Raw genomic sequence first — 22,163 nt, forward strand, 5'->3', positions numbered from 1 at the left:
CCGATCGAGGAAGGACCGGCCGGCGGGGCCGGTGGTCCGGCCGCGGACCCGGACGGCGCACTCCGGTCGTGACGGCCGCCTCCGTGGCGCCTACGTTGGGAGGCGTGACCTTCGCGAGCGGCGCCGGGACCGCGGACGGCGGGCAGGAGACCCGGACGATCCGGGGCACGCTGCCGCCGGGCGCCCCCGACTACGTGTACGTTCCCGTCGACGTCCCGGCCGGGGTGCGGGAGATCAAGATCTCGTACACGTACGACAGGCCGGCCGTTCCCGCCGGCACCCCCGGCAACGCGCTGGACATCGGCATCTTCGACCAGCACGGCACCGAACCGGGCGGCCAGGGCTTTCGCGGCTGGTCGGGCGGGGCGCGCTCGGAGTTCTTCATCCGCGCGGACGACGCGACACCGGGCTACCTCGCGGGGCCGGTCGACGCGGGTGTCTGGCACATCGCGCTCGGGCCCTACACGGTCGCGCCGCAGGGCCTTTCGTACGCGCTCGACGTCACCCTGACGCACGGCGTCCCGGGCACGGCCGCACGGCCGGTGTACCCGCCGCAGTGGGCCAGGGGGCGGGGACAGGCCTGGTACCGGGGGGACTGCCACCTCCACTCCTGGTACTCCGACGGCCGCCGCACCCCCGCCGAGATCGCGGCGCGGGCCAGGGCGGCCGGGCTGGACTTCATCAACAGCTCGGACCACAACACCCACGCCTCCCATCCGCACTGGGCGGACCATGCGGGCGACGACCTGCTGATCATGCTGGGCGAGGAGGTGACGACGAGGAACGGCCACGTCCTGGCCCTCGGCACCGACCCCGGCACCTTCGTCGACTGGCGCTACCGGGCGCGGGAGGGCCGCTTCGACCGCTTCGCCCGCGAGATCCGCCGTGCGGGCGGCCTGGTCGTGCCCGCCCACCCGCACGCCACCTGCGTCGGCTGCGCCTGGAAGTTCGGCTTCGGCGAGGCGGACGCGGTGGAGGTGTGGAACGGCCCCTTCACGCCGGACGACGAGACGGCGGTGGCCGCGTGGGACGCCACGCTCGTGGCGGCGGCGCGGGGGGAGCGGCGCTGGCTGCCCGCGATGGGCGGCAGCGACGCGCACCGGCCGCCGGACGCCGTGGGCCTGCCTCAGACGGTCGTCCTGGCCGACGACCTCACCCGGGAGGCGATCCAGGACGGCATCCGCGCGGGCCGCTCGTACGTCGCCGAGTCCAAGAACGTGTCGCTCGCCTTCACCGCGACGGGGGCCGGGGGCGAGCAGGCGGGCATCGGGGAGCGGCTGCGGGTGGCCGCGGACACCCCTGTGACGGTCCGCCTGGAGGCCTCCGGTGTGCCGCGCTGCTCGGTCCGGCTCGTGACCGACCAGGGGGTGCTCCTCACCAGCGGCCCGTTCCCGGTGTCGGGCTCGGGGGTCGTCGAGTGGCGTACGACCCCGGCGTACGCGGGCTATGTGCGCGCGGAGGTGCGTCACGAGACGGCGGCGGGACCGCTGCCGGGGGTGATGACGGCGCTCACCAATCCGATTTTCCTGGGGCGTGGGTGACAGACTTGTCCGTATGTCCCGCTACGCCGACATCAAGCACCGGGTCGTCACGACGTTCCAGCGGCGCGTCGCCAACCCGGTCCTGCGACGACTGCCGCTCCAGACGGTTCTGGAGACCACGGGCCGCACCTCCGGCCTCCCCCGCCGTACACCGGTGGGCGGCCGCCGCGTCGGCGACTCCTTCTGGCTGGTCTCGGAGTTCGGGGAGCGCTCCCAGTACGTCCGCAACATTCGTGCCGACCCCGAGGTTCGGGTACGCATCCGTGGCCGTTGGTACGAGGGCACCGCGCATCCCCTTCCCGACGATGACCCCGTCACCCGCCTGCGCTGCCTGCCCCGGCTGAACAGTACGGCGGTACGGGCGCTGGGAACGGATCTGCTGACGGTGCGGGTGGACCTGAGGGAACGCTGAGGCGGTCGGTCAGGTCGGTGTGGCGAACGCCCTTCGGCGCGCGCAGAGAACGTGCGGAGAGGTTGTGTGGGCCTTGTGCCGCGGGAAGTGCGGGGCTGTGATCGCGGTCTCGGGAGCTGACGCATCTGCCGTGAACAAGGCAAACTGGCTCTGATTGTTGACGGTGCGGCAGGGGGCCAGGGGGCAGCAATGGAAGGTGTACCGCGGGTGCCTGAGCAGCGGGGTCCCGCGCGATCGGGGACACTGCGCTTCAGCGTGCTCGGTCCGGTGCGCGCTTGGCGCGGCGAGCAGCCCCTCCCCACCGGATCCCCGCAGCAACGCGCTCTGCTGGCCGCTCTGTTGCTGCGCGAGGGCCGCACCGCGACCGCGGCCGAGCTGATCGACGCGTTGTGGGGCGAGGAGCCGCCGTCGCAGGCGCTGGCGGCGGTGCGGACGTACGCCTCCCGGCTGCGGAAGGCGCTGGACCCCGGGGTGCTGGTCAGCGAGTCCGGTGGATACGCCGTGCGCGGGCCGGGCGAGGGCGCGCTGGACCTGGCCGACGCGCAGGAGCACGCGGCTCGCGCCGACAAGGCCCGGTCGGCCGGGGACCTGTGCCGGGCGCGCGAGCTGCTGCGGCGGGCGCTCGCCCTGTGGGACGGGGAACCGCTGGCCGGCGTGCCCGGTCCGTACGCGGAGGCGCAGCGGGTGCGCCTGGAGGAATGGCGCCTGCAACTCCTCGAGTCCTGCCTGGACATGGACCTCGAACAGGGCTGCCACGCGGAGGCCGTCTCGGAGCTGACCGCGCTGACGGCGGCGCACCCGCTGCGGGAGCGCCTGCGCGAGCTGCTGATGCTGGCGCTGTACCGCAGCGGCCGGCAGGCGGAGGCGCTGGCGGTGTACGCCGACACCAGACGCCTGCTGGCGGACGAGCTGGGCGTGGACCCCCGCCCCGGACTGCGCGAACTGCAACAGCGCATCCTCCAGGCCGACCCGGCCCTCGCCGAGCCGTCCTCCCCGGTGGCCGAACCGGCGGTGGTCGCGGTGCGCCCCGCGCAACTTCCGGCGACCGTACCGGACTTCACGGGCCGCAGTTCCTTCGTGGCCGAGCTGAGCGAGGTGCTGGCGTCGGCCGAGGGGCGCGTGATGGCCGTGTCGGCGCTGGCCGGGATCGGCGGCGTGGGCAAGACGACGCTGGCCGTCCACGTGGCGCACCAGGCGCGGGCCGCCTTCCCGGACGGCCAGTTGTACGTGGACCTCCAGGGCGCCGGCCCGAGAGCGGCGGAACCGGAGACGGTGCTGGGGTCCTTCCTGCGCGCCCTCGGCACGGCGGACTCGGCGATCCCGGACTCCCTGGAGGAACGCGCGGCCCTGTACCGGTCGGTGCTGGACGGCCGCCGGGTCCTGGTCCTGCTGGACAACGCGCGGGACGCGGCCCAGGTCAGGCCCCTGCTGCCGGGGACGGAGGGCTGCGCGGCCCTGGTCACGTCCCGGGTGCGGATGGTGGACCTGGCGGGCGCGCACCTGGTGGACCTGGACGTGATGAGCCCCGACGAGGCGCTGTCCCTGTTCACGAGGATCGTGGGCGAAGACCGGGTGACGGGCGAGCGCGAGGCGGCCCTCGACGTGGTCGCCGCCTGCGGCTTCCTGCCCCTGGCCATCCGTATCGCGGCGTCCCGGCTGGCGGCGAGGAGGACCTGGACGGTCTCGGTCCTGGCGGCGAAACTCGCGGACGAGCGACGGCGGTTGGACGAGCTCCAGGCGGGCGACCTGGCGGTGAAGGCGACGTTCGAGCTGGGCTACGGCCAGTTGGAGCCGGTCCAGGCCCGGGCGTTCCGTCTCCTGGGTCTGGCCGACGGCCCGGACATGTCCCTGGAGGCGGCGGCGGCCGTACTGGACCTGCCGGTGGACGACACCGAGGACCTGCTGGAGTCCCTGGTCGACACCTCGCTCCTGGAGTCGGCGGCCCCCGGCCGCTACCGCTTCCACGATCTGGTCCGCCTCTACGCCCGCGCCTGCGCGGAACGCGACGAACACCCGCCGAGCGAACGGGAGGCAGCGATGTCGCGCCTGCTGGACTTCTATCTGGCGACGGCGGCGGGCGTCTACGCGATCGAACGACCGGGGGACCGGCTGGTGGATCACCTGGAACAAACGGCGTTTCCAGGCCTGCGGTTCAGCGACCGCCATGCGGCACGAGACTGGTTGTACGCGGAGGCCAACTGCCTGTTGGCCTGTGTGAGTCAGTCGGTCGGCAACAGCGGACTGCGCCGAGCCGTCGACCTGCTCTGGGCCGCGAAGGACCTGGCGGAGTCCGGTGCGAACGGCCTTGGCTACGGAGCAGCCGCGACAGCGGCCCGCGAAGCCGCGCAGGCCCGCGATGACGGGCGTGCCGAGGCCAGGGCGCGCATCACGCTGACCGAGGCACATCTGGTGGCCGGTCGTTTCGCGCAGGCCGACGAAGAGGCCAGGCATGCGGCATCGTTGATCGCCGACTTCGACGACGCGGCCCTGAACTGCTGGGTGCCGAATCACTGCGGCGTGATCGCGGTCTATCGGAATCGCCACGCCGAAGGCGCCGCCTTCTTGCGGCAGGCCATCACCAACTTCCGCGTGGACGGGAACCTGGCGGGCGAGGCGAGCGCGCTGTGCAACCTCTCCCGGTCACACCTCGCCATGGGAGACACCGCGATCGCCATCGACCTCGCACAGCAGGGCGTCGACATCTACGACCGTCTGGGCCACACCCTGCGCGGTGCGAACGGACGCTACGCTCTCGGGCTCGCTCTGGCGCAGGCCGAGGAACTCGACGAGGCGGCAGAGCAGTTCACCCAAGCCCTCGGCGGATTCCGTGAAAGCCGGCAGCGGCTCTGGGAGGGCATGACGATCTTCCGCCTCGCCGAGGTGGGTCTCGCCAAGAACAGGCCGGCGCAGGCCGCGGCCCTCGCAGAGCAGTCCCTTGCCATGCTGCGGGGAATCGGTGGCGACTGGCGTCGCGGCAACGTGCTGACCCTGCTGGGAATGGCACTTCACCAGGTCGACCAGGTCGACCGTGCCAAAGCCTGCTGGCATGACGCGCTGTCGCTCTACGAGGCGATGGGGGCTGCCGAGGCGGCCGACGTCAAGGAACTGCTTCTTCCCACGCGCACTGCCCAAAGCGTCCGTTGAGGCGTTCATCGTTTGTTTATGCCCTTACGGCACTCTCGTCCTATCAAGCCGTCGCGTCGGGGGGCAGACGGCTCGAATCGGGCCCGCCACTAGGGTGAGCGGTCCCTACCAGTCCGTCCGGCGGCCCTCGGGGGAGTCGCCGGACGGGCCTCACGACCACAGAGCCACAGGAGTTGAACAACGATGGCGGAAGCGAAGAAGTCCGACGGCACCGTCAAGCCGCTCGACACCCACATCACGGACGCCCCGCTGAAGGACGGCACCGTCAAGCCGCTCGACACCCACATCACGGACGCCCCGCTGAAGGACGACACCGTCAAGCCGCTCGACACCCACATCACCGACGAAAAGGCCTGACGGCCCTAACAAACGGGGGATCGGCCGCGGTGGCACCGAGGGGGGCCGCCGCGGCCGAAGTGTGTTCGGGGGCGGTCAGTTCCTGGGCGAGGCCGTGGGGTCCGCCTCGCAGTGGTCTACCGATGACAGGAAGCTTTCGCCGAGCTTCACCTCGGTGGTCGCCGTTCCCTTCGCGGGTACCGAGACCACCGGGGACGAGTTCTTCAGGAGCAGGGTTCCCTCGGTGTCGTAGAAGGTGACCCAGGCCTGGAACTCGGCCTTGCTGTCGTTGGGGTTGGTGACCTCGACGGTCGCGTACGGCCTCTTCACCGTCGCGCAGTTGATCAGCCTCACCGTGGCGTCCCGCAGATCGCGGCTCTTGCCGGTGCCGCTGGAGGAGGTGGGCGTCGAACGGTAGCCGGGGCGGCGGTTGTACGTCCCGCCGGTGCCGCTGGTCCCGCCGTCGTCGTCCGAGTCGCCGTAAGAGCCGCCGTAAGAGCCGCTGGACGAACCGCCGTACGAGCCGCTCGATGTCGAACTGTCGTGATTCTGGTGCGAGTTGCTGCACCCGCCTCCTCCGCCGCCGCTGCCGTGCCGGCTGCGCCCGTGCCCGTGGCCCTGGGAGAAGCCCGTCAGCGCGAGCACCACCACCGCCGACACCGCCGTGAACCTGATCCTGCGCCCCCGCGTCTGCATGCGATCACCCTATCGGCGTAGCGGCGGCTCACCGGGACTCGCGTGGCGACCGACCCGCACGCGGCGTAGCGCCAGCTGCGTGAGCGGTGACGAAAGCATCGCTGACCAGGACCGACGGCCGTCGTCCGAGGCCCTTTCCGTGTATCCCGTACGACGGCCGTCACCACACCGCCCTGGCGCGGATCAGGTGGTGCGGGCGGTGCCCGTCCCCTTCTCCGCGTCCAGGGCGTACACGCAGCGGTCCTTGCTGCACGCGTACACGACTCCGTCCCTGACCACCGGGGAGCCGGTGATCTCGCCGCCGGTGGCGAGCTTCCAGCGCAGCCGACCGTCGTCGGCCTTGAGCGTGTACAGCAGGTGGTCGGTGGAGCCGAAGTGGATACGGCCCTCGGCGACCGCCGGGGAGCCGACGATCTCGCCACCCGCCTGGAAACGCCACTTGGGCGTGCCGGTGACCGCGTCCAGGGTGTACAGGCCCCTGCCGCTGCCGACGTGGACGTGTCCGGCGGCGACCAGGACCGGGGCGACGGAGGCGCGGGACTCGGTGGCGATGCGCCAGCGGTCGCGGCCGTCGGTGGCGTCGAGGGCGTAGACGGTGCCGAGGTAGTCGGCGAGGTAGATGCCGCCGCCGCTCACCGCCGGGCCCGGCGCGAAGGCCGGCGGGCACAGGAAGACCGCGGGGGCCTCGAAGTGCCAGCGCACGTGGCCGCTCGCCACGTCCACGGCGAGCACGCGGGTGCCGGCGCAGATGTAGACGTAGCCGTCGGGGGCCGGGGTGACGCGCACCGGTACACCGCCGCAGGAGGCCGCGTCGCCGATCGGGTAGGACCAGCGCTCCTCGCCCGTGCGGGCCTCCAGGGCGCGCAGGCGGGCGTCCTGCCAGACGTACACCGTGCCGTCGTGGACGACGGGGCCGGCCTCGGGGGACTCGAAGTCGGTCTGGCAGCCGGCGATCTCCCACAGCTTCTGGCCGCCGGCGGCCTCCCAGGCCTGGACACCCCCGCCGCGGGTGCCGGTGACGACGGTGCCGCGGTCGGCCGTGAGGGAGTACACCCAGGAGTCGGTCTGCAAGCGCCACAGGTCGGCGCCCTCACGGGCGTCCAGGGCGAACAGGGTGGGCCCGTCGGAGGCGTACACCCGGCCGTCGGCGACCGCCATGGACCAGGCCACGTCGCGGGTCTTGAAGCGGCGGCGGCCGGTGGCCACGTCCAGGGCGTGCACCTCGAAGGAGGTGACGTAGACGAGGTCGTCGACGACGGACGGGGTGCCCCAGACGTCGTTGGACATGCGGAAGCGCCACGGCCGCCAGCCGGCCGGGGTCTCCGGCGGCGCCGGCGGCACGGCCGGTACGGCGGGGTCGGCGCCGTTGACGCCGGGATGCGGCCTGGACCAGGTGGCGGCCAGGCCCGCCTCGGGCGGGGGCGCCTTGACGGCGGCGGCACGGGCGTCGGCGACGCGCGGACCGGGACCGATCGGCACCTGGGCGCCGGCGAGCCGCACGGGACCGGAGTCGGGGACGCCCACCGGCGCGGGCCCGGGCAGCGCCGGTACGGCCGGGCTGTGCGAGGGCGGGGGCGGTACGGGGAGCCGACCGCCGCCGCGGGGGCCGGGCGCGGCGGGCTGCACGGCCAGGCGGCCGCCGCGGCGGGACTCGATGAGGCCGACGGCCGGCTCGGGCAGCCAGGCGGAGGCCGTACCGCTGTCGTCGGAGCCGGAGCCGAACAGATGCGGGGCGAGCTGGGCCTGAAGGTCGGCCGGCTTGGGCCGGCCGGTGGCCTCCATCTGCATGCACGACTCGATCAGCGGACGCAGCTCGTCCGGGAGCCCTTCCAGGTCGGGGCCCTCGCGCAGCAGCATGAAGACCGTCTCGACGGGGTTGGCGCCGTGGAAGGGCGGATGCCCGGTGGCGGCGAAGACCAGCATCGAGCCGAGCGAGAAGACATCGCTGGCGCCGGTGACGCTGCGCGAGTCCTTGGCCTGCTCCGGGGACATGTACGCGGGGGTGCCGACGGCGACGTTCGTCATGGTCAGCCGGGTGTTCGAGACCCCGGAGGCGATCCCGAAGTCGATCACCCGCGGCCCGTCCTCGACGACGAGGACGTTGGACGGCTTCAGATCGCGGTGGACGAGCCCGGCGCCGTGGATGGACTGGAGCGCCTCGGCGACGCCCGCCGCCAGCCAGCGCACCGCCTGGGCCGGGAGCGGACCGCACTCGGTCACTATCTCCTCGAGGGAGGGCGCGGGGACGTAGGCGGTGGCCAGCCACGGCACGGCGGCGCGCGGGTCGGCGTCGACGACCGCGGCCGTGTAGAAGCCGGAGACCGCCCGCGCGGCCTCCACCTCACGTGTGAAGCGGACCCGGAACAGCTGGTCCTCGGCCAGCTCGGTCCGGACCGTCTTGATCGCCACGCGCCGGCCGGACGCCGAGCGCGCGAGATAGACCAGCCCCATGCCGCCGGCACCCAGCCGTCCCAGCACCTCGAACGGCCCGATCCGCCGCGGGTCGTGCTGCGTCAGCTGATCCACCACTTGCCTGCCACCTCCCCGTACGAGCCGCGCCATCCACATATGTACGCGACCGAAGTGCAGCGTCTCACCACCGCACCGCCGCGGCGGCACGCACCCTGATTCTTCCTGTCCGGCGCACAGGTTGCGAACCCGGCGACACATCGGGATGTCATGCCGCAAAACCCCCTCTTCCCGGCCGGGGAGCGGAATTCACCTCTCCAGTAGGGCGAAGGACGCCCCCTGATTGTCGGCGACGACGGTGACGGTTCCGTACGACGCCCCGAAGGGCGGCACCTGCACGCGCCCGCCGAGCCGGGCCACCGCACCGAGGGCGGCCTCCGTCTCGGCAACCCGGAAGTGGACGAGGAAGTGCGGCGGCATCTCGGGCGGGAAGACGTCGGAGACGGCGGACCGGCCGAAGTCGGGCTCGGCACCCGGCCCGAACAGGGCATCGTGGAACAGTCCGCCGTAGAAGACGTTGGCGGCCTCGGTGTCGCGGGCGTAGAGCTGGGCCCAGGCGAAGGTGCCCGGCTCGTGGCGCCTGCCGAAGCCCTGGTGGCTGTCCGGCTGCCACAGCCCGAAGACGGCGCCCTCGGGATCGGCGGCGAGGGCGGCCGTACCCAGGCCGTCGACCCGGGCGGGCGGAGTCACGACCTGCCCGCCGGCGGCCCGGATCCGCTCGGCCAGCGCCCGGACGTCCGGGGTGGCGAAGTACACCGTCCAGACGGTGGGCATACGGCCGTCCGTCTTCGGCGAGAGCGCGGCGACGGGCTCCCCCTCCAGCCGGGCGGGCACGGATCCGCCGTACGTCTCCTCCGCGAAGCTCCACCCGAAGAGCTCACCGTAGAACCGCTTTCCCGCCTCGACGTCCGGAAGCTGCGCGTCCACCCAGCAGGGGATGCCCTCTGTGCTCACGGATGCCCTGTTTTCGGCCATGTCGCCAAACTAGCCGGGTCCCGTGCGACCCGCAGACCAGGCACACCAGCCTCTCTGAGCCCACGCACCCCATTTGCACTCGGCCGAATCGCGCTCCGATCACTGCTCGGTAAGCTGACGACATGACAGGACAAGTGCGTACCGTCGACGGCCGCGTGGCCGGTCGACGTGGGCAGGCGACCCGGCAGAAGCTGCTCGACTGCCTCAGCGAGATGCTCAGCTCCTCCCCCTACCGGGACGTCAAGGTCATCGATGTCGCCAGGAAGGCGGGCACTTCGCCCGCGACCTTCTATCAATACTTCCCCGACGTCGAGGGCGCCGTTCTGGAGATCGCCGATCAAATGGCCGCCGAGGGCGCCGGATTGGCCGAGCTGCTGGAAGGCCGGTCGTGGACCGGCAAGTCCGGCTGGCAGACGGCGCAGGAACTCGTGGACGGATTTCTCGAGTTCTGGCATCGCAACGACGCCATTCTGCGCGTGATCGATCTCGGTGCCGCCGAGGGCGACAAGCGCTTTTACAAGATCCGTATGAAGATCCTGAACTCCGTGAACAACTCCCTGACGGACTCGGTCACCGAACTCCAGTCCAAGGGCCGGGTCGACAAGGATGTGAATCCGGCCGCGATCGCCGGTTCGCTGGTCGCGATGCTCGCGGCGGTCGCCTCGCACCAGAAAGGTTTCGTCTCGGGGGTGAAACAGGCCGACCTGAAGCCGAACCTGGCTCTCCTGGTCCACCTGGGCATCACCGGCAAGAAGCCGACACGATAGCCCGCGCCCCGGCCTCGGACTCCCTCCAGGCCCCAAGTCCTGTCAGGCAGGCGGCGGTCCACCCAAGTGGACCGCCGCCTGCTGCGTTGGGGGGAGAACCGAACCACGCGGGGCGGGCTTGGTCGGGGCTAGACGTGGTCGAGCCGGATCACGATGCCCGTCAGGTTGTGGAGGACGGCCGCGACGCCCGCGCGGACGGCGGCCTCGCAGCGCCCGGCGGTGAACGACTCCGGGTCGTACGTCGAGGACATGCCGAGGCCCTCGCCCCGGAACGACGCACCCGACCAGTCGACCGCCGTCACGTTGTGGGTGGGTTCGGCCAGCTCCGCGCCGACGACGAGGAACTCCTGCGACAGATGGCTCGCGGTGACCACGGCGAGGGGGTCGACGAGATCGTTGCCCGCGCTGATGACGAGGTCCGGACCCATGTCGACGGCCCTGCCGATGCCGGGAACGAGGTCGTGGGGGCCGTCCGCGGTCACCGTCCTGAGATCGACGTGCTCGCTCGCGGCCCAGTCCTCGACCGCTGACACCAGGGCCCTGGTCGGACGGTCGTCGCCCGCGGTGAGCAGCACCACGCGGTAGCCCTTCGGCGGGTGCACCCCCTTCCAGGAACCGGGCCGCGGCGTGACCGTGACCTCCGGGGTGGGCGGGGCGGAGGGGTCGGTGAACCCCGCGCCGAGCATGCCGACGGCGGTGGGCTTCGCGTGCGGCCGTGACCAGTCGTCGCCGGAGCCGCATCCGGCGACCAGCGCGGCGGCCGCGGCCAGCGTGGCAACGGCCCGAAGCGGGGAGCGCAAGGCGATCGTCCTCCGAGTGATGAGGGGGTGCGCCGCCATCCTGCTATCCCGGTCACCGCAGGCCGCCTCCGCGAGCGCCCTTGCGGGGCTTGTTTCTCAACGGTTCGCCGATGGGCCGGAGTTTGTTCACCGGTGACATGCACCGTGCACGGGAAACCTCAAGGAGCCACCATGTCATCACGGATCCGCCGCGCCCTCGTCGGGATCATCGCGGCGGTGATCGCTTTCCTGGGCCTCGGGCAACCGGCCTCCGCCCACGGCTTCTCGTCGGTCGTGTACGTCCACGTCACGAACGGCGACGGCGGCGGCCGCATACGCACGGTGCTGGAGCTGGAGTACGACCTCTTCGTCGTGTCCGCCGCCGACGCGGAGCACGACGATCCCCTCTTCCGGGCGGGCACCGCCGCGTTCGAGGCCGGGGACACCGAAGGACAGGCAGCGGCGCTCGGCTCCCACGCGGAGTCGGCCGTCAGGTACGTCACCGAGCGCTTCTCGGTCGGCACCGACGGCAAGGCCTGCACACCCTCCCGGGCAGGCGACTTCACGATCGGCCGGCGGGAGGGCGTGCCGTACGCCGCCGTGCCGCTCGAGTGGGCCTGCCCCGGACAGGGCGGCGACCCCGAGGTGCGCAGCACGCTCTTCCCCGACTCCGAGGGCTATGTCCGCGGCACCCGGACGATCGCCACCTACGACCTCGCCGGCCTCTCCGGCAGCGCCGCGCTCGACGCCGACCATCCGTCCTTCTCGATCGGCCAGTCGTGGTACGAGCGGTTCTGGGAGTTCTTCCGTCTGGGCGCCGAGCACCTGCTGACCGGTGTCGACCACGTCCTGTTCCTGCTGGCGCTCATCGCCGGGTCCCGCCGCCTGCGCGAGATCGTGCTCGCGGCCACGAGTTTCACCCTGGCCCACTCGGTGACGTTCCTGCTCGCCGCCCTCGGCCTGGTGCACGTGCCGGAGCGGATCGTGGAGCCCGTGATCGCGCTGTCGATCGCCGTCGTCGCCGGCTGGCACCTGTGGCGGCTGCCGCGGCGCGGCGACCGTGCCGCCGCCCTTCCCGACCCGGCGGTTGAGGGCCCGTTGGGCCTGGACCGGGCCGGATGGCTGCGCCTCGGCGTCGTGTTCTGCTTCGGTCTCGTGCACGGTCTGGGTTTCGCGGGAGCGCTGGGGATCGACGAGCCGTGGTCCTGGACCCTGCTGTGGTCCCTGCTGGTGTTCAACGTCGGTATCGAAGCAGTGCAGTTGGGGATCATCGCGATCGTCTTCCCGCTGCTGGCGCTGCTGTACCGCCGTGCACCGAGGGCGGGCCTCTGGGCGACCGGCGCCCTGTGCGCGGGCGTGGCGGCCATGGGCCTGGTGTGGTTCGTGCAGCGGGTGCTCGAAGGCTGAGAGCGGCCGAAAACGGCCGAGGGTGGCCGAGAACTGCCCAGGTCTACCGCGAAGTTCAGCTGATCCCAAGATCACATTTGCGATTGATTTACCAAATCCGGAGACCTTGATGGCCTCCATTCCATGCACCCTCGTGCACTAAAGGAACGAATCTGATGATTTCGAGACCCTCCTCGCCGGCCTCCGGGTCGGCGCGGCGCCGCGTGGCCACTGGTGCCGCCGCGGCATTCCTGGGCCTGACCGTGGCCCTCGGCAGCGGCCTGGCCTCCCCCGTCCAGGCAGCCGAGACCAGCACGTTCACCGGCATCATCCTCGGCGTCGGCGCCAACGAGTCCCAGCGCACCGTGACCTGGTACTCCTCGGCCGACACCACGCAGAAGGTCCAGCTCGCCCCGGCGGCGCAGCTCGACAACGGAGAGTTCCCGGCCTCCGCCACCGTCTTCGACGCCCTCGGCGGCGAGAACATCTCCACCAGCGGCGGCTACAACCGCCACGCCACGCTCACCGGCCTCCAGGAGCACACGGCCTACTCCTACCGGGTCGGCTCCGAGGGCAACTGGTCCTCGACGTACACCTTCAAGACGCAGGACTTCAAGGGCGACTACGACTTCCTGTTCTTCGGTGACCCGCAGATCGGCTCGTCCGGCAACATCGCGAAGGACCAGGCCGGCTGGCAGGACACCCTGGACGTCGCGCTCGGGGCCAACCCGAACACCGAGCTGCTGGTGTCGGGCGGCGACCACGTCGAGACCGCCAACACCGAGCCCCAGTGGAACGCCTTCCTCGCCCCCGACCAGCTTCGCCAGTACCCGTGGGCCGCCACCATCGGCAACCACGACGTCGGCGGCAAGGCGTACGAGCAGCACCTCTACACGCCGAACACCGACCGCTCGGCGCCGCTGTACGCCAACGGCAACCCGGCTTCCAACTCGTCCGGGGGGAACTACTGGCACATCTACAAGGATGTGCTGTTCATCGACATCAACAGCAACAGCTACGCCACCACCCAGGGCGGCGGCGGCGACGCGGCGCACATCAACTACGTCACCGACGTCATCAACAAGCACGGCTCCGAGGCCAAGTGGAAGGTGCTCGTCTTCCACCACGCGATGTACTCGCCGGCCGCCCACGCCAAGGACGCCGACGCCAAGGTGCGCCGCAACGACCTGCCGGCCGCCTTCTCCAAGCTCGGCGTCGACCTGGTGCTGGCGGGCCACGACCACGCCTACTCCCGCAGCTACATTCTCAAGAACAGTGAGAAGCAGAACAAGGACGAGCAGCCTGGCGCCGCCGACGTGTACCCGGGTCCCGGCGGTGTGCTGTACGTGACGGCGAACTCGGCCTCCGGCTCGAAGTACTACGGCATCTCCAAGCCGGACAACAGCGGCACGAGCGGCGCCGGAAACGGTGCCGACCCGCTGAACCCGAGCAGCTACTGGTTCAACTCGGCCCAGAACCAGGAGAACGTCCGCACCTACGTCAAGGTCAAGGTGCGCAACGACAAGCTCGTCGTCGAGAACATCCGCAGCGGTACCTGTGCGGCTCCGAACGCGGCGGTGGAGCTCGGCAAGAGCTCCTGCACGAACACCCCCGAGGGTCAGCCGGTCGGCTCGTTCGTCGACCAGGTCGCCGTGCACCCGTACCACGGCGACGGCCAGGACATCCAGGTCAACGTGCCCAACCCCGCTCCGGGCGAGTTCGGCTGGACCATCGACGGCTACAACGGCCTGGTGGACCTCGGCACCGCGAAGGAGCACGACGGCGACTACTTCCAGGCGACCGGCCGGCTCAACCCGATCCTCGTCTCGGACAGCCGCCGCTCGCTCGCTCCGTGGTCGGTCTCGGCCAGCGTGGGCGACTTCAAGGACGCCGACAAGGTGTTCTCCGGCTCCTACCTCGGCTGGACGCCGAACGTGCTCCAGGCCGGCGCCGGTGCCAAGGCCAGCGGGGCGGTGGCCTCCGGCTACGACGGCGGCGCGGGTCTGTCCGTCTCGCGCGGGCTCGGCTGGGCCGACCAGGGCCACCCCAGGGGCAAGGCCAAGCTGGGCGCCGACCTGGATCTGAAGATCCCGGACAGCGTCGACAAGGGCGCCTACCGCGCCACCCTCACGATCACTGCGCTGAGCAGCTGACCGTAACCGCTTGACCTGGGGGGGGGGGGGGGCGGGCGGGGGGCGCCCCCCCCCCCCCCCCCCCCCCCCCCCCCCCCCCCCCCCCCCCCCCCCCCCCCGCCCCCCCCCGCCCCCCCCCCCCCACCCCTCATATTATCGTGGGGATTTTCGTTCAGTCGCATGGTGGTGGGGGGGGGGGGCCCCCCCCCGGCCCCCCCCCCCCCCTCCGCTCGCCCCCAGACCCGCACCAGACCGCCCGAGGACCCCGAGATGCCCCTGCCCGCAACGCGCCGGAAGACCACGGTCACGGCCCTCGTCCGTACCGCCGCCCTGACCCTGCTCATGGCCTTCGCCCTCACCGGGCTGCGGGCCACTCCGGCCGCCGCGGAGGGCGGCGACGTCACCTGGACGGTCAGGACGGCGCCGAACAGCTACGGTGCCGACCGGTCCAGCTTCAGCTACGCCGTGAACCCCGGTGGACGCGTCGAGGACGCCATGGTCGTCTCCAACCGCGGCAAGTCCCCGCTCACCCTGGCCGTCTACGCCGCCGACGGCTTCACGACCGACACCGGCCGGCTCGACCTGCTCACCAAGGACAAGAAGTCCGTCGGCGTCGGCGCCTGGGTGCACGCCGACCGCGAGAGCGTCGTGCTCCGGCCCGGCAAGTCCGTCCAGATCCCCTTCACGGTCACCGTTCCCGGCAACGCCACGCCCGGCGACTACGTGGGCGGCGTCCTGACCTCGCTGCGGCAGTCCGACGAGGCCGAGGGCATCAACGTGGACCGGCGCCTCGGCATCCGGGTCAAGCTGCGGGTCGGCGGCGACCTCAGGCCGAACCTGGCGGTCGAGAACCTGCGCGTGGACTACTCCGGCTCGGCCAACCCGTTCGCCGCCGGCGACGCCACCGTCACGTACACGATCCACAACACCGGCAACGTCATGCTCTCGGCCGGGCAGACGGTATCGGTCGCGGGCCCGTTCGGATGGCTGCGGACCGAGGCGGGCAGGATCCCCTCGCCGCCGGAGCTGCTCCCGGGCGAGAGCTGGAAGGTGAAGGTGCCCGTGCACGGCGTGACACCCGGCATCAGCCTGACCGCGACCGCCACCCTCACTCCCCTGCTCACCGACGCGTCGGGCTCCACCACCTCGCTCGATCCGGTCCGGGCCACCGCGCACGGCTGGGCCGTCCCGTGGATGCTGCTGCTGATCCTCGTCCTGCTGATCGCGGTCATCGCCGGCGCGGTCGTCCGTGCCCGTCGCGGCCGGACCCGGCGCAAGCTGCGCGAGGACGCCCGCGTGCGGGAGGCGGTCGAACAGGCGCTGCGCGACCAGCAGGCGGCCGAAGAGACCCCGGAGGCCCAGCAAGCCCCGGAGGCTCAGGAGGCCCGGAAGAGCTGAGCTCCGGCGTCGGGGGCGATACTCGGGGCATGGAACCGGATCTTCACGAGCTGCTGGCGTCACTTCGCGTCTGGGACCCGGAGTTCACCGAACTGCCCGCCCTCGACCCCGCGACGGCACCCACCACCCCGCTGCCCCTCTTCGCGCGGTGGCTGGCGGAGGCGGCGGCGGCCGGGCAGCCCGAGCCGCACACGATGTCGCTGGCGACCACGGACGAGGAGGGCCGGCCGGACGTCCGCATCGTGATGCTGCACGGCGCGGACGCCGCGGGCTGGTCCTTCGCCACCCACGCCGGCAGCCGCAAGGGCCGCCAGCTGGCCGCCCGTCCGCACGCCGCCCTCGCCTTCTACTGGCCGGTCCGGGGCCGCCAGGTCCGCGTCCGGGGCCCGGTCACGGCCGCCCCGCCGGAAGAGGCCCACTCGGACCTGCACGCCCGCTCGACAGGTGCCCTGGCCGCCGCCCTCACCGGCCACCAGAGCGAGGTCCTGGACTCCCTGGACGAGCTGACCCGCGCCTCGGAGTCGGCCTGGGAGCGGGCCCGGAGCGCCCCGGACACCGAGGTCCCCTCCTGGACCCTCTACCGCCTCCAGCCCGCCGAGGCCGAGTTCTTCCAGGGCGACGCCCAGCGCCGCCACGTACGGCTCCGCTACCGCCGCACACCGGACGGCTGGGCCCGCGAACTGCTGTGGCCCTGACCCGGCTCAGCCGAAGTCGTACACCGCGAAGTCGGACACCGGCCGGTAACCGATGCGCTGGTAGAGGCCGTTGCTGGTCGGATTGGCGAGGTCGGTGAACAGCAGCACCTCCTCGGCCCCCGACTCCAGCGCCGCCCGGCTGACCTCGACCGTGACGGCGCCCGCGTACCCGCGCCCCCGCAGGTGCTCCGGTGTGTAGACGCCGGCCACCCGCACCTGCCCGGCGACCTTCGGAGCCGTGCCCGCCATGGCGACGGGCGCCCCGTCCGGGTCCTGCCAGAACATGACGCCACCGCGCCGGACGCGCTCGTCCGCCCAGTTCTCCGGGTCCTGGACGGCCGCCTCACCGACGGCGGCGCAGAACTCCTCGTACCACCGCGCCAGCAGCTTCCGGTCCGCCTCGCCCGCCACCCTGGCCCGCCCCGGCGGGACCGGGTGCGGCACGGTCAACTCACCCAGCCGGTAGAGCCGCATCCGCTGGTGCAGGGAGACCTCGGCGCCGGTGAGGCGACGCCAGGCCCCGGCGAACGCGGCGGCGGTGTCGCGGTCCGCGGTGACACCGGACACCGCGCGCCCCTCATCGGCCAGCCGCGCCGCCAGCACGGCGGCCTCCTTCTCGGTCAGGGCGGTGAGGAAGGCCGGATGAGGCGGCGTGCGGAGGAAGGCGGCGCGCACACCCGCCCCGTCTTCCCCGGCCAGCACGCCGAACTCGGGGTCGGCGTCCCCGTAGACCCGCGCACCGCGCATGCGCAGGTTCTCCGTCACCGTCAGGTGCACGGTGTGCGGTGCGGGCCGTGAGCGGAGGAACTCCCCTGCACGCGCCAGGAATTCCTCGACGTCGTCGGTCAGGTACCAGTCGTCGGAAGGCATGCCCCATGGTCCTGCCCACGGCCGTCCGGCGCCTCCGAATTTACGGGGCGTCCGGCTCCGGATCCGTGGCCAGACGCGCGTGCAGGTGCGCGTCCCGGAAGGCGTCGCGGCGCCCTGACTCGAAGATCGCGCCGCGCATCGTGCCCTCGTACCGGAAGCCGCAGCGCTCGGCGACCCGGCAGGACGCCCCGTGCCCGACGGCGTGGTCCAGTTCCAGCCGGTGCAGGCGCAGTTCGCCGAACGCCCAGCTCGCCACCAGCTTCAGTGCCCGGGTGGCGACCCCGCGTCCGCGGGCCTCGGGCAGGACCCAGTAGCCGATCGCCGCGACGCCGAGCCGCGGGCGGATGTCGTTGACGCCGATGTGCCCGAGCGTCGTGGCGCTCCCGGCGTCCGCGATCACGAAGGACGCGCCCGAGCCCTCCCGCGCACGCGCGGCCCGTGCCCGCAGGGAGTCGCGGGCGCCGGTGAAATCCGTGACGGGCACGAGCGGTGTGTTCCAGCGGCAGAACTCCGGGTCGGTGATGCCGCGCAGCCACGCCCGTACGTCGGCGTCGGACTCCGGGTCCCACGGGCGCAGCAGCAGCCCGTGCCCCGAGGTCCGTACGGTCGCGAGGTTCCCGGGGTCACGAAGGTCGGCGGTCACCGGCCCATTAGACACCGCCGCGCACCCGGGCCGCACAGCTGTTCAGTTGTGAACATACGGTCGTTCACTTGTGATCAACCTGCAACCGATTCCCGCGTTGACCGCGACCCATCAACCACATCGGCGATTACTCTCGCGCTCATGACCGACTCGACCACCACCTCCGCGGCGCGGCACGCCGACCGTCCCGTCTACGTCATCGGCGGCGGTCCGGGCGGGCTGGCCGCCGCGCAGGCGCTGCGCGCGCGGGGGATACGCGCGGTCGTCCTGGAGAAGTCCGACCGGGTCGGGGCGTCCTGGCGGCGGCACTACGACCGGCTGCGCCTGCACACCACCCGGCGCCTGTCCGCGCTGCCCGGACTGCCGATGCCGCGCCGGTTCGGCAGATGGGTCGCGCGCGAGGACGTGGTGCGGTACCTGGAGAAGTACGCCGAGCACCACCGGCTGGAGATCGTGACCGGCGTCGAGGTCTCCCGCGTCGAGCCCGCGCCGGACGGCACCGGCTGGCTGCTGCGCGCCTCCGGCGGACGGGAGCTGACCGGCGGCGCGGTGGTCGTCGCCACCGGCCACAACCACACGCCCCGCGTGCCCGACTGGTCCGGCCGGGAGACGTACCAGGGCGGCCCCGGCGAACTCGTGCACGCCCGCGACTACCGCAACGCCGAGCCGTACGCCGGGCGTGACGTGCTGGTCGTCGGCGTCGGCAACACCGGCGCCGAGATAGCCGTGGACCTGGTGGAGGGCGGGGCCGCGCGCGTACGGCTGTCGGTGCGCACCGCCCCGCACATCGTGCGCCGGTCGACCGCCGGGTGGGCCGCCCAGTACACCGGGGTGCTCGTACGGCGGCTGCCGGTCCGGCTCGTCGACGTGCTCGCGAGACCGCTGGCGAGGCTGAGTGTGCCGGACCTGTCGGCGCACGGCCTGCCCCGTCCCCGCACCGGCCTGTACTCGCGGGTCGAGGAGGGCTCGATCCCGGTCCAGGACGCCGGTCTCGTCGACGCGGTCCGCAAGGGCAGGGTCGAGATCGTGGCCGCCGTGGAGGGCTTCGAGAGCGGCAAGGTCCTCCTCGCCGACGGCACGCGCATCCAGCCGGACGCCGTCGTCGCCGCCACCGGCTACGTGCGCGCCCTGAAAGGGCTCGTCGGCCATCTGGACGTGCTCGACTCCCGTGGCAGACCGGTCGTCCGCGGCCACCGCACACCGAAGAACGCGCCCGGCCTCTACTTCACCGGCTTCACCAACCCCATCAGCGGCATGCTCCGCGAACTGGCGCTGGACGCCGAGAGGATCGCCGGGGCCATCGCGAAGGAGAACGCCCGCAAGGGCGGCCGCCGGGTCTCCCGGCTGCCGGACTGACGACTTCCGACGCCCCGCCGGATGCGTTGCCGCCGGAGGCCTCACACGGCCGCGGGACTCAGGGCCGCCGGCCGCGGCCGGATCACGAGCGCCATCAGGGCCGCCGCGGCGCACAGCGCGCCCGAGGCGTACCAGACCACGTCGTAGGAGCCGAAGACGTCCCGCGCGAGGCCGCCGAAGTAGGCGATCAGCGCCGCGCCGACCTGGTGGGAGGCGAGCACCCAGCCGAAGACGATCGCGCTGTCCTCGCCGTAGTGCTCCCGGCACAGGGCGAGGGTGGGCGGCACGGTGGCGACCCAGTCGAGTCCGTAGAAGACGATGAAGAAGATCATCGGCGGGTGCACGCTCGGCGCCAGCAGCATCGGCAGGAACAGCAGCGAGACACCGCGCAGCGCGTAGTACACGGCGAGCAGGCGGCGCGGTTCGAAGCGGTCGGTGAACCAGCCGGAGGCGATCGTGCCGGCCACGTCGAACACGCCGATGACCGCGAGCAGCGAGGCGGCCGCCGTGATGGGCATGCCGTGATCGTGGGCGGCGGGCACGAAGTGGGTCTGGATCAGGCCGTTGGTGGAGGCGCCGCAGATGGCGAAGGTGCCGGCCAGCAGCCAGAAGGGGCCGGTGCGCACCGCCGAGGACAGGACGGCCAGGGTGCGGCGGGCGGCCCCGGGCACGGGCTCCGGCTTCGGTACGAACTCGTCGGCGCCGTACGGCTTGACGCCCACGTCCGCGGGGTGGTCGCGCAGCAGCAGCCAGACGAAGGGGACGACGGCGAGGGCCGCCAGCGACACCGTGACGGCGGCCGGGCGCCAGCCGTGCGACTGGACGGTCCAGGACAGGAACGGCAGGAAGATCAGCTGGCCGGAGGCGGAGGCGGCGGTGAGGATGCCGGTGACCAGGCCGCGCCGCGCGGTGAACCAGCGGTTGGTGACCGTCGCCGCGAAGGCGAGCGCCATCGAGCCGGTGCCGAGACCGACCAGCAGGCCCCAGCACAGCCACAGTTGCCAGGCGGCGGTCATCCACACGGTCAGGCCGGAGCCGACGGCGATCACCGTGAGCGCGGCGGCGACCACCCGGCGGATGCCGAAGCGGTCCATGAGCGCGGCGGCGAAGGGCGCGGTGAGCCCGTACAGCGCGAGGTTGATCGAGACCGCGGCGCCGATCGTGCCCCGCGACCAGCCGAACTCCTGGTGCAGCGGGTCGATGAGCAGGCCGGGCAGCGAGCGGAAGGCAGCGGCGCCGGTGATCGTGACGAAGGTGACGGCGGCGACGAACCACGCTCGGTGGACGCGGGCCGCACGGCGGGCGGACGGCGTCCGGGCCGCGGTGGCGGACGCGGGTTCGGTTGTCTGGGTCACGCCATAGAGCTTCCGGTATCGGCCCGGATCTCCTCCACTGGCCCGAAGGACAGCATTCGCTAGGATCGGGCCATGCACAGGACCACGGAGTTCCGCGCGCACCGCGTCGTCGTCCTCGCCCTCGACGGGCTGCTGCCCTTCGAGCTGGGCATCCCGCACAGGATCTTCGGACGGCCCGTGGACACCGCCGGACGGCACCTGTACGAGGTCGTCACCTGCTCGATCCGGCCTCCCGGGCCGGTGGACACGGACGCCGACTTCTCGATCCACGTGCCGCACGGGCCGGAGGTCCTGGCCACCGCCGACACCGTGATCGTCCCGGCCTCGTACGAACTCGGCCCGGTCTACGAGAAGGGGGTGCTGACCGAGGAACTGGCCGCCGCCCTGGCGTACATCCGGCCCGGCACCCGGCTCGCCTCCATCTGCACCGGCGTGTACGTGCTGGCCGCGGCGGGGTGTCTGGACGGGCGGCGCGCCACGACGCACTGGGCCGACGCCGACCGCTTCCAGCGGGTCTTCCCGCGGGTCGAGGTGGACGCGGACGTGCTGTTCATCGACGACGGCGACGTGCTGACCTCGGCGGGCGTCGCGGCCGGGATCGACCTGTGCCTGCACATGGTGCGCCGCGACCACGGCACCGCGGTCGCCAACGAGGTGGCCCGGCGGACCGTCGTACCGCCGCACCGCGACGGCGGTCAGGCGCAGTACATCCACCGGCCGGTGCCCGACCAGCAGTTGGCCACCACGACCACCGCGCGCGCATGGGCGCTGGGCCGCCTGCACGAGCCCATCCGGTTGCAGGACATGGCCGCGCGGGAGGCGATGTCGGTACGGACCTTCACCCGGCGCTTCCGCGAGGAGGCCGGGGTCAGTCCCGGGCAGTGGCTCACCCAGCAGCGCGTCGAACGGGCGCGGCACCTGCTGGAGTCCACGGACCTGTCCGTGGACCGGGTGGCCCGGGACGCCGGCTTCGGCACGGCCCAGTCGATGCGGCAGCATCTCCAGACGGCGCTCGGGGTGACCCCGACGGCCTACCGGCGGACCTTCCGGGTGAGTGGCTCCTCGCGGACCGGGGCGGAGGTCTGAGGCCTGAGGTCTGAGGTCTGAGGTCCGGAGAGTTGTCCACAGCCTGTGGACAAGCGTCCGGGTGCCGCGCAGGGCAGGACGAGCCCGGCTGGCGGCGCGCCCCTGCCCGCCCCGAACACGGCA

Annotated in this window: 18 protein-coding genes; 11 read left to right on the top strand and 7 right to left on the bottom strand. The window is 72.4% G+C overall.

Annotation, left to right across the window (positions count from 1 at the left end):
• The first annotated feature begins 68 nt into the window (after nt 1-68).
• The 4 genes from ABZ818_RS09165 to ABZ818_RS09180 all read left to right on the top strand — a co-directional run bounded on the left by ABZ818_RS09165 (nt 69) and on the right by ABZ818_RS09180 (nt 5,454).
• The gene (locus ABZ818_RS09165; RefSeq protein WP_361412568.1) at nt 69-1,541 is read left to right on the top strand and encodes a CehA/McbA family metallohydrolase; all 1,473 of its coding nucleotides are present in this window, start codon (nt 69-71) and stop codon (nt 1,539-1,541) included.
• Between the two features lie 13 nt (nt 1,542-1,554).
• The gene (locus ABZ818_RS09170) at nt 1,555-1,953 is read left to right on the top strand and encodes a nitroreductase/quinone reductase family protein (protein ID WP_361412569.1); all 399 of its coding nucleotides are present in this window, start codon (nt 1,555-1,557) and stop codon (nt 1,951-1,953) included.
• 189 nt (nt 1,954-2,142) lie between these two features.
• Complete coding sequence (locus ABZ818_RS09175) at nt 2,143-5,097, top strand: BTAD domain-containing putative transcriptional regulator (protein ID WP_361412570.1); 2,955 nt, start codon at nt 2,143-2,145, stop codon at nt 5,095-5,097.
• 183 nt (nt 5,098-5,280) lie between these two features.
• Complete coding sequence (locus ABZ818_RS09180; protein WP_361412571.1) at nt 5,281-5,454, top strand: hypothetical protein; 174 nt, start codon at nt 5,281-5,283, stop codon at nt 5,452-5,454.
• Between the two features lie 75 nt (nt 5,455-5,529).
• On the opposite strand, the gene ABZ818_RS09185 is transcribed toward ABZ818_RS09180, so the two are convergent.
• The 3 genes from ABZ818_RS09185 to ABZ818_RS09195 form a co-directional block, all read right to left on the bottom strand.
• Nucleotides 5,530-6,129 (bottom strand): hypothetical protein, encoded by a 600-nt coding sequence (locus ABZ818_RS09185; protein ID WP_361412572.1) that lies wholly within the window; start codon nt 6,127-6,129, stop codon nt 5,530-5,532.
• A gap of 183 nt (nt 6,130-6,312) precedes the next feature.
• A complete protein-coding gene (locus ABZ818_RS09190) occupies nt 6,313-8,658 on the bottom strand; it encodes a serine/threonine-protein kinase (RefSeq protein WP_361412573.1) in 2,346 nt (781 codons plus the stop codon).
• Nucleotides 8,659-8,847: 189 nt separating this feature from the next.
• Complete coding sequence (locus tag ABZ818_RS09195) at nt 8,848-9,573, bottom strand: VOC family protein (protein WP_361412574.1); 726 nt, start codon at nt 9,571-9,573, stop codon at nt 8,848-8,850.
• 134 nt (nt 9,574-9,707) lie between these two features.
• On the opposite strand from ABZ818_RS09195, the gene ABZ818_RS09200 reads away from it, so the two are divergent.
• A complete protein-coding gene (locus ABZ818_RS09200; RefSeq protein ID WP_361412714.1) occupies nt 9,708-10,340 on the top strand; it encodes a TetR family transcriptional regulator in 633 nt (210 codons plus the stop codon).
• Nucleotides 10,341-10,468: 128 nt separating this feature from the next.
• On the opposite strand, the gene ABZ818_RS09205 is transcribed toward ABZ818_RS09200, so the two are convergent.
• Nucleotides 10,469-11,140, bottom strand: a complete 672-nt coding sequence (locus ABZ818_RS09205; protein WP_361412575.1) for a hypothetical protein — start codon at nt 11,138-11,140, stop codon at nt 10,469-10,471.
• Between the two features lie 171 nt (nt 11,141-11,311).
• On the opposite strand from ABZ818_RS09205, the gene ABZ818_RS09210 reads away from it, so the two are divergent.
• The 4 genes from ABZ818_RS09210 to ABZ818_RS09225 all read left to right on the top strand — a co-directional run bounded on the left by ABZ818_RS09210 (nt 11,312) and on the right by ABZ818_RS09225 (nt 16,730).
• A complete protein-coding gene (locus ABZ818_RS09210; RefSeq protein ID WP_361412576.1) occupies nt 11,312-12,526 on the top strand; it encodes a HupE/UreJ family protein in 1,215 nt (404 codons plus the stop codon).
• Between the two features lie 155 nt (nt 12,527-12,681).
• The gene (locus ABZ818_RS09215) at nt 12,682-14,658 is read left to right on the top strand and encodes a metallophosphoesterase family protein (protein WP_361412577.1); all 1,977 of its coding nucleotides are present in this window, start codon (nt 12,682-12,684) and stop codon (nt 14,656-14,658) included.
• A gap of 249 nt (nt 14,659-14,907) precedes the next feature.
• On the top strand, nt 14,908-16,035 hold the full coding sequence (locus ABZ818_RS09220; protein ID WP_361412578.1) for a DUF916 domain-containing protein: 1,128 nt from the start codon (nt 14,908-14,910) through the stop codon (nt 16,033-16,035).
• Nucleotides 16,036-16,064: 29 nt separating this feature from the next.
• Nucleotides 16,065-16,730, top strand: coding sequence for a pyridoxal 5'-phosphate synthase (locus tag ABZ818_RS09225; RefSeq protein WP_361412579.1), 666 nt, complete (start codon nt 16,065-16,067; stop codon nt 16,728-16,730).
• A 6-nt stretch (nt 16,731-16,736) separates the two neighbouring features.
• Here ABZ818_RS09225 and ABZ818_RS09230 read toward each other — a convergent pair whose 3' ends face one another.
• Both ABZ818_RS09230 and ABZ818_RS09235 read right to left on the bottom strand, forming a co-directional pair.
• Complete coding sequence (locus tag ABZ818_RS09230; protein ID WP_361412580.1) at nt 16,737-17,600, bottom strand: GNAT family N-acetyltransferase; 864 nt, start codon at nt 17,598-17,600, stop codon at nt 16,737-16,739.
• A 40-nt stretch (nt 17,601-17,640) separates the two neighbouring features.
• Nucleotides 17,641-18,243, bottom strand: coding sequence for a GNAT family protein (locus ABZ818_RS09235; protein WP_361412581.1), 603 nt, complete (start codon nt 18,241-18,243; stop codon nt 17,641-17,643).
• Between the two features lie 141 nt (nt 18,244-18,384).
• On the opposite strand from ABZ818_RS09235, the gene ABZ818_RS09240 reads away from it, so the two are divergent.
• Nucleotides 18,385-19,599, top strand: a complete 1,215-nt coding sequence (locus ABZ818_RS09240) for an NAD(P)/FAD-dependent oxidoreductase (protein WP_361412582.1) — start codon at nt 18,385-18,387, stop codon at nt 19,597-19,599.
• 41 nt (nt 19,600-19,640) lie between these two features.
• Here ABZ818_RS09240 and ABZ818_RS09245 read toward each other — a convergent pair whose 3' ends face one another.
• The gene (locus ABZ818_RS09245; protein ID WP_361412583.1) at nt 19,641-20,954 is read right to left on the bottom strand and encodes an MFS transporter; all 1,314 of its coding nucleotides are present in this window, start codon (nt 20,952-20,954) and stop codon (nt 19,641-19,643) included.
• 72 nt (nt 20,955-21,026) lie between these two features.
• Here ABZ818_RS09245 and ABZ818_RS09250 point away from each other — a divergent pair, with 72 nt between their 5' ends.
• The gene (locus ABZ818_RS09250) at nt 21,027-22,040 is read left to right on the top strand and encodes a helix-turn-helix domain-containing protein (protein ID WP_361412584.1); all 1,014 of its coding nucleotides are present in this window, start codon (nt 21,027-21,029) and stop codon (nt 22,038-22,040) included.
• The last annotated feature ends 123 nt before the right edge of the window (nt 22,041-22,163 follow it).

This window comes from Streptomyces sp. NPDC047453, assembly GCF_040643155.1.
Classification (GTDB): Bacteria; Actinomycetota; Actinomycetes; order Streptomycetales; family Streptomycetaceae; genus Streptomyces.

Coding starts and splice junctions, on each gene's coding strand:
- ABZ818_RS09225 (WP_361412579.1), top strand. CDS start 16,065: ATGGAACCGGATCTTCACGAGCTGCTGGCGTCACTTCGCGTCTGGGAC.
- ABZ818_RS09195 (WP_361412574.1), bottom strand. CDS start 9,573: ATGGCCGAAAACAGGGCATCCGTGAGCACAGAGGGCATCCCCTGCTGG.
- ABZ818_RS09240 (WP_361412582.1), top strand. CDS start 18,385: ATGACCGACTCGACCACCACCTCCGCGGCGCGGCACGCCGACCGTCCC.
- ABZ818_RS09170 (WP_361412569.1), top strand. CDS start 1,555: ATGTCCCGCTACGCCGACATCAAGCACCGGGTCGTCACGACGTTCCAG.
- ABZ818_RS09180 (WP_361412571.1), top strand. CDS start 5,281: ATGGCGGAAGCGAAGAAGTCCGACGGCACCGTCAAGCCGCTCGACACC.
- ABZ818_RS09185 (WP_361412572.1), bottom strand. CDS start 6,129: ATGCAGACGCGGGGGCGCAGGATCAGGTTCACGGCGGTGTCGGCGGTG.
- ABZ818_RS09250 (WP_361412584.1), top strand. CDS start 21,027: ATGCACAGGACCACGGAGTTCCGCGCGCACCGCGTCGTCGTCCTCGCC.
- ABZ818_RS09175 (WP_361412570.1), top strand. CDS start 2,143: ATGGAAGGTGTACCGCGGGTGCCTGAGCAGCGGGGTCCCGCGCGATCG.
- ABZ818_RS09215 (WP_361412577.1), top strand. CDS start 12,682: ATGATTTCGAGACCCTCCTCGCCGGCCTCCGGGTCGGCGCGGCGCCGC.
- ABZ818_RS09220 (WP_361412578.1), top strand. CDS start 14,908: ATGCCCCTGCCCGCAACGCGCCGGAAGACCACGGTCACGGCCCTCGTC.
- ABZ818_RS09230 (WP_361412580.1), bottom strand. CDS start 17,600: ATGCCTTCCGACGACTGGTACCTGACCGACGACGTCGAGGAATTCCTG.
- ABZ818_RS09210 (WP_361412576.1), top strand. CDS start 11,312: ATGTCATCACGGATCCGCCGCGCCCTCGTCGGGATCATCGCGGCGGTG.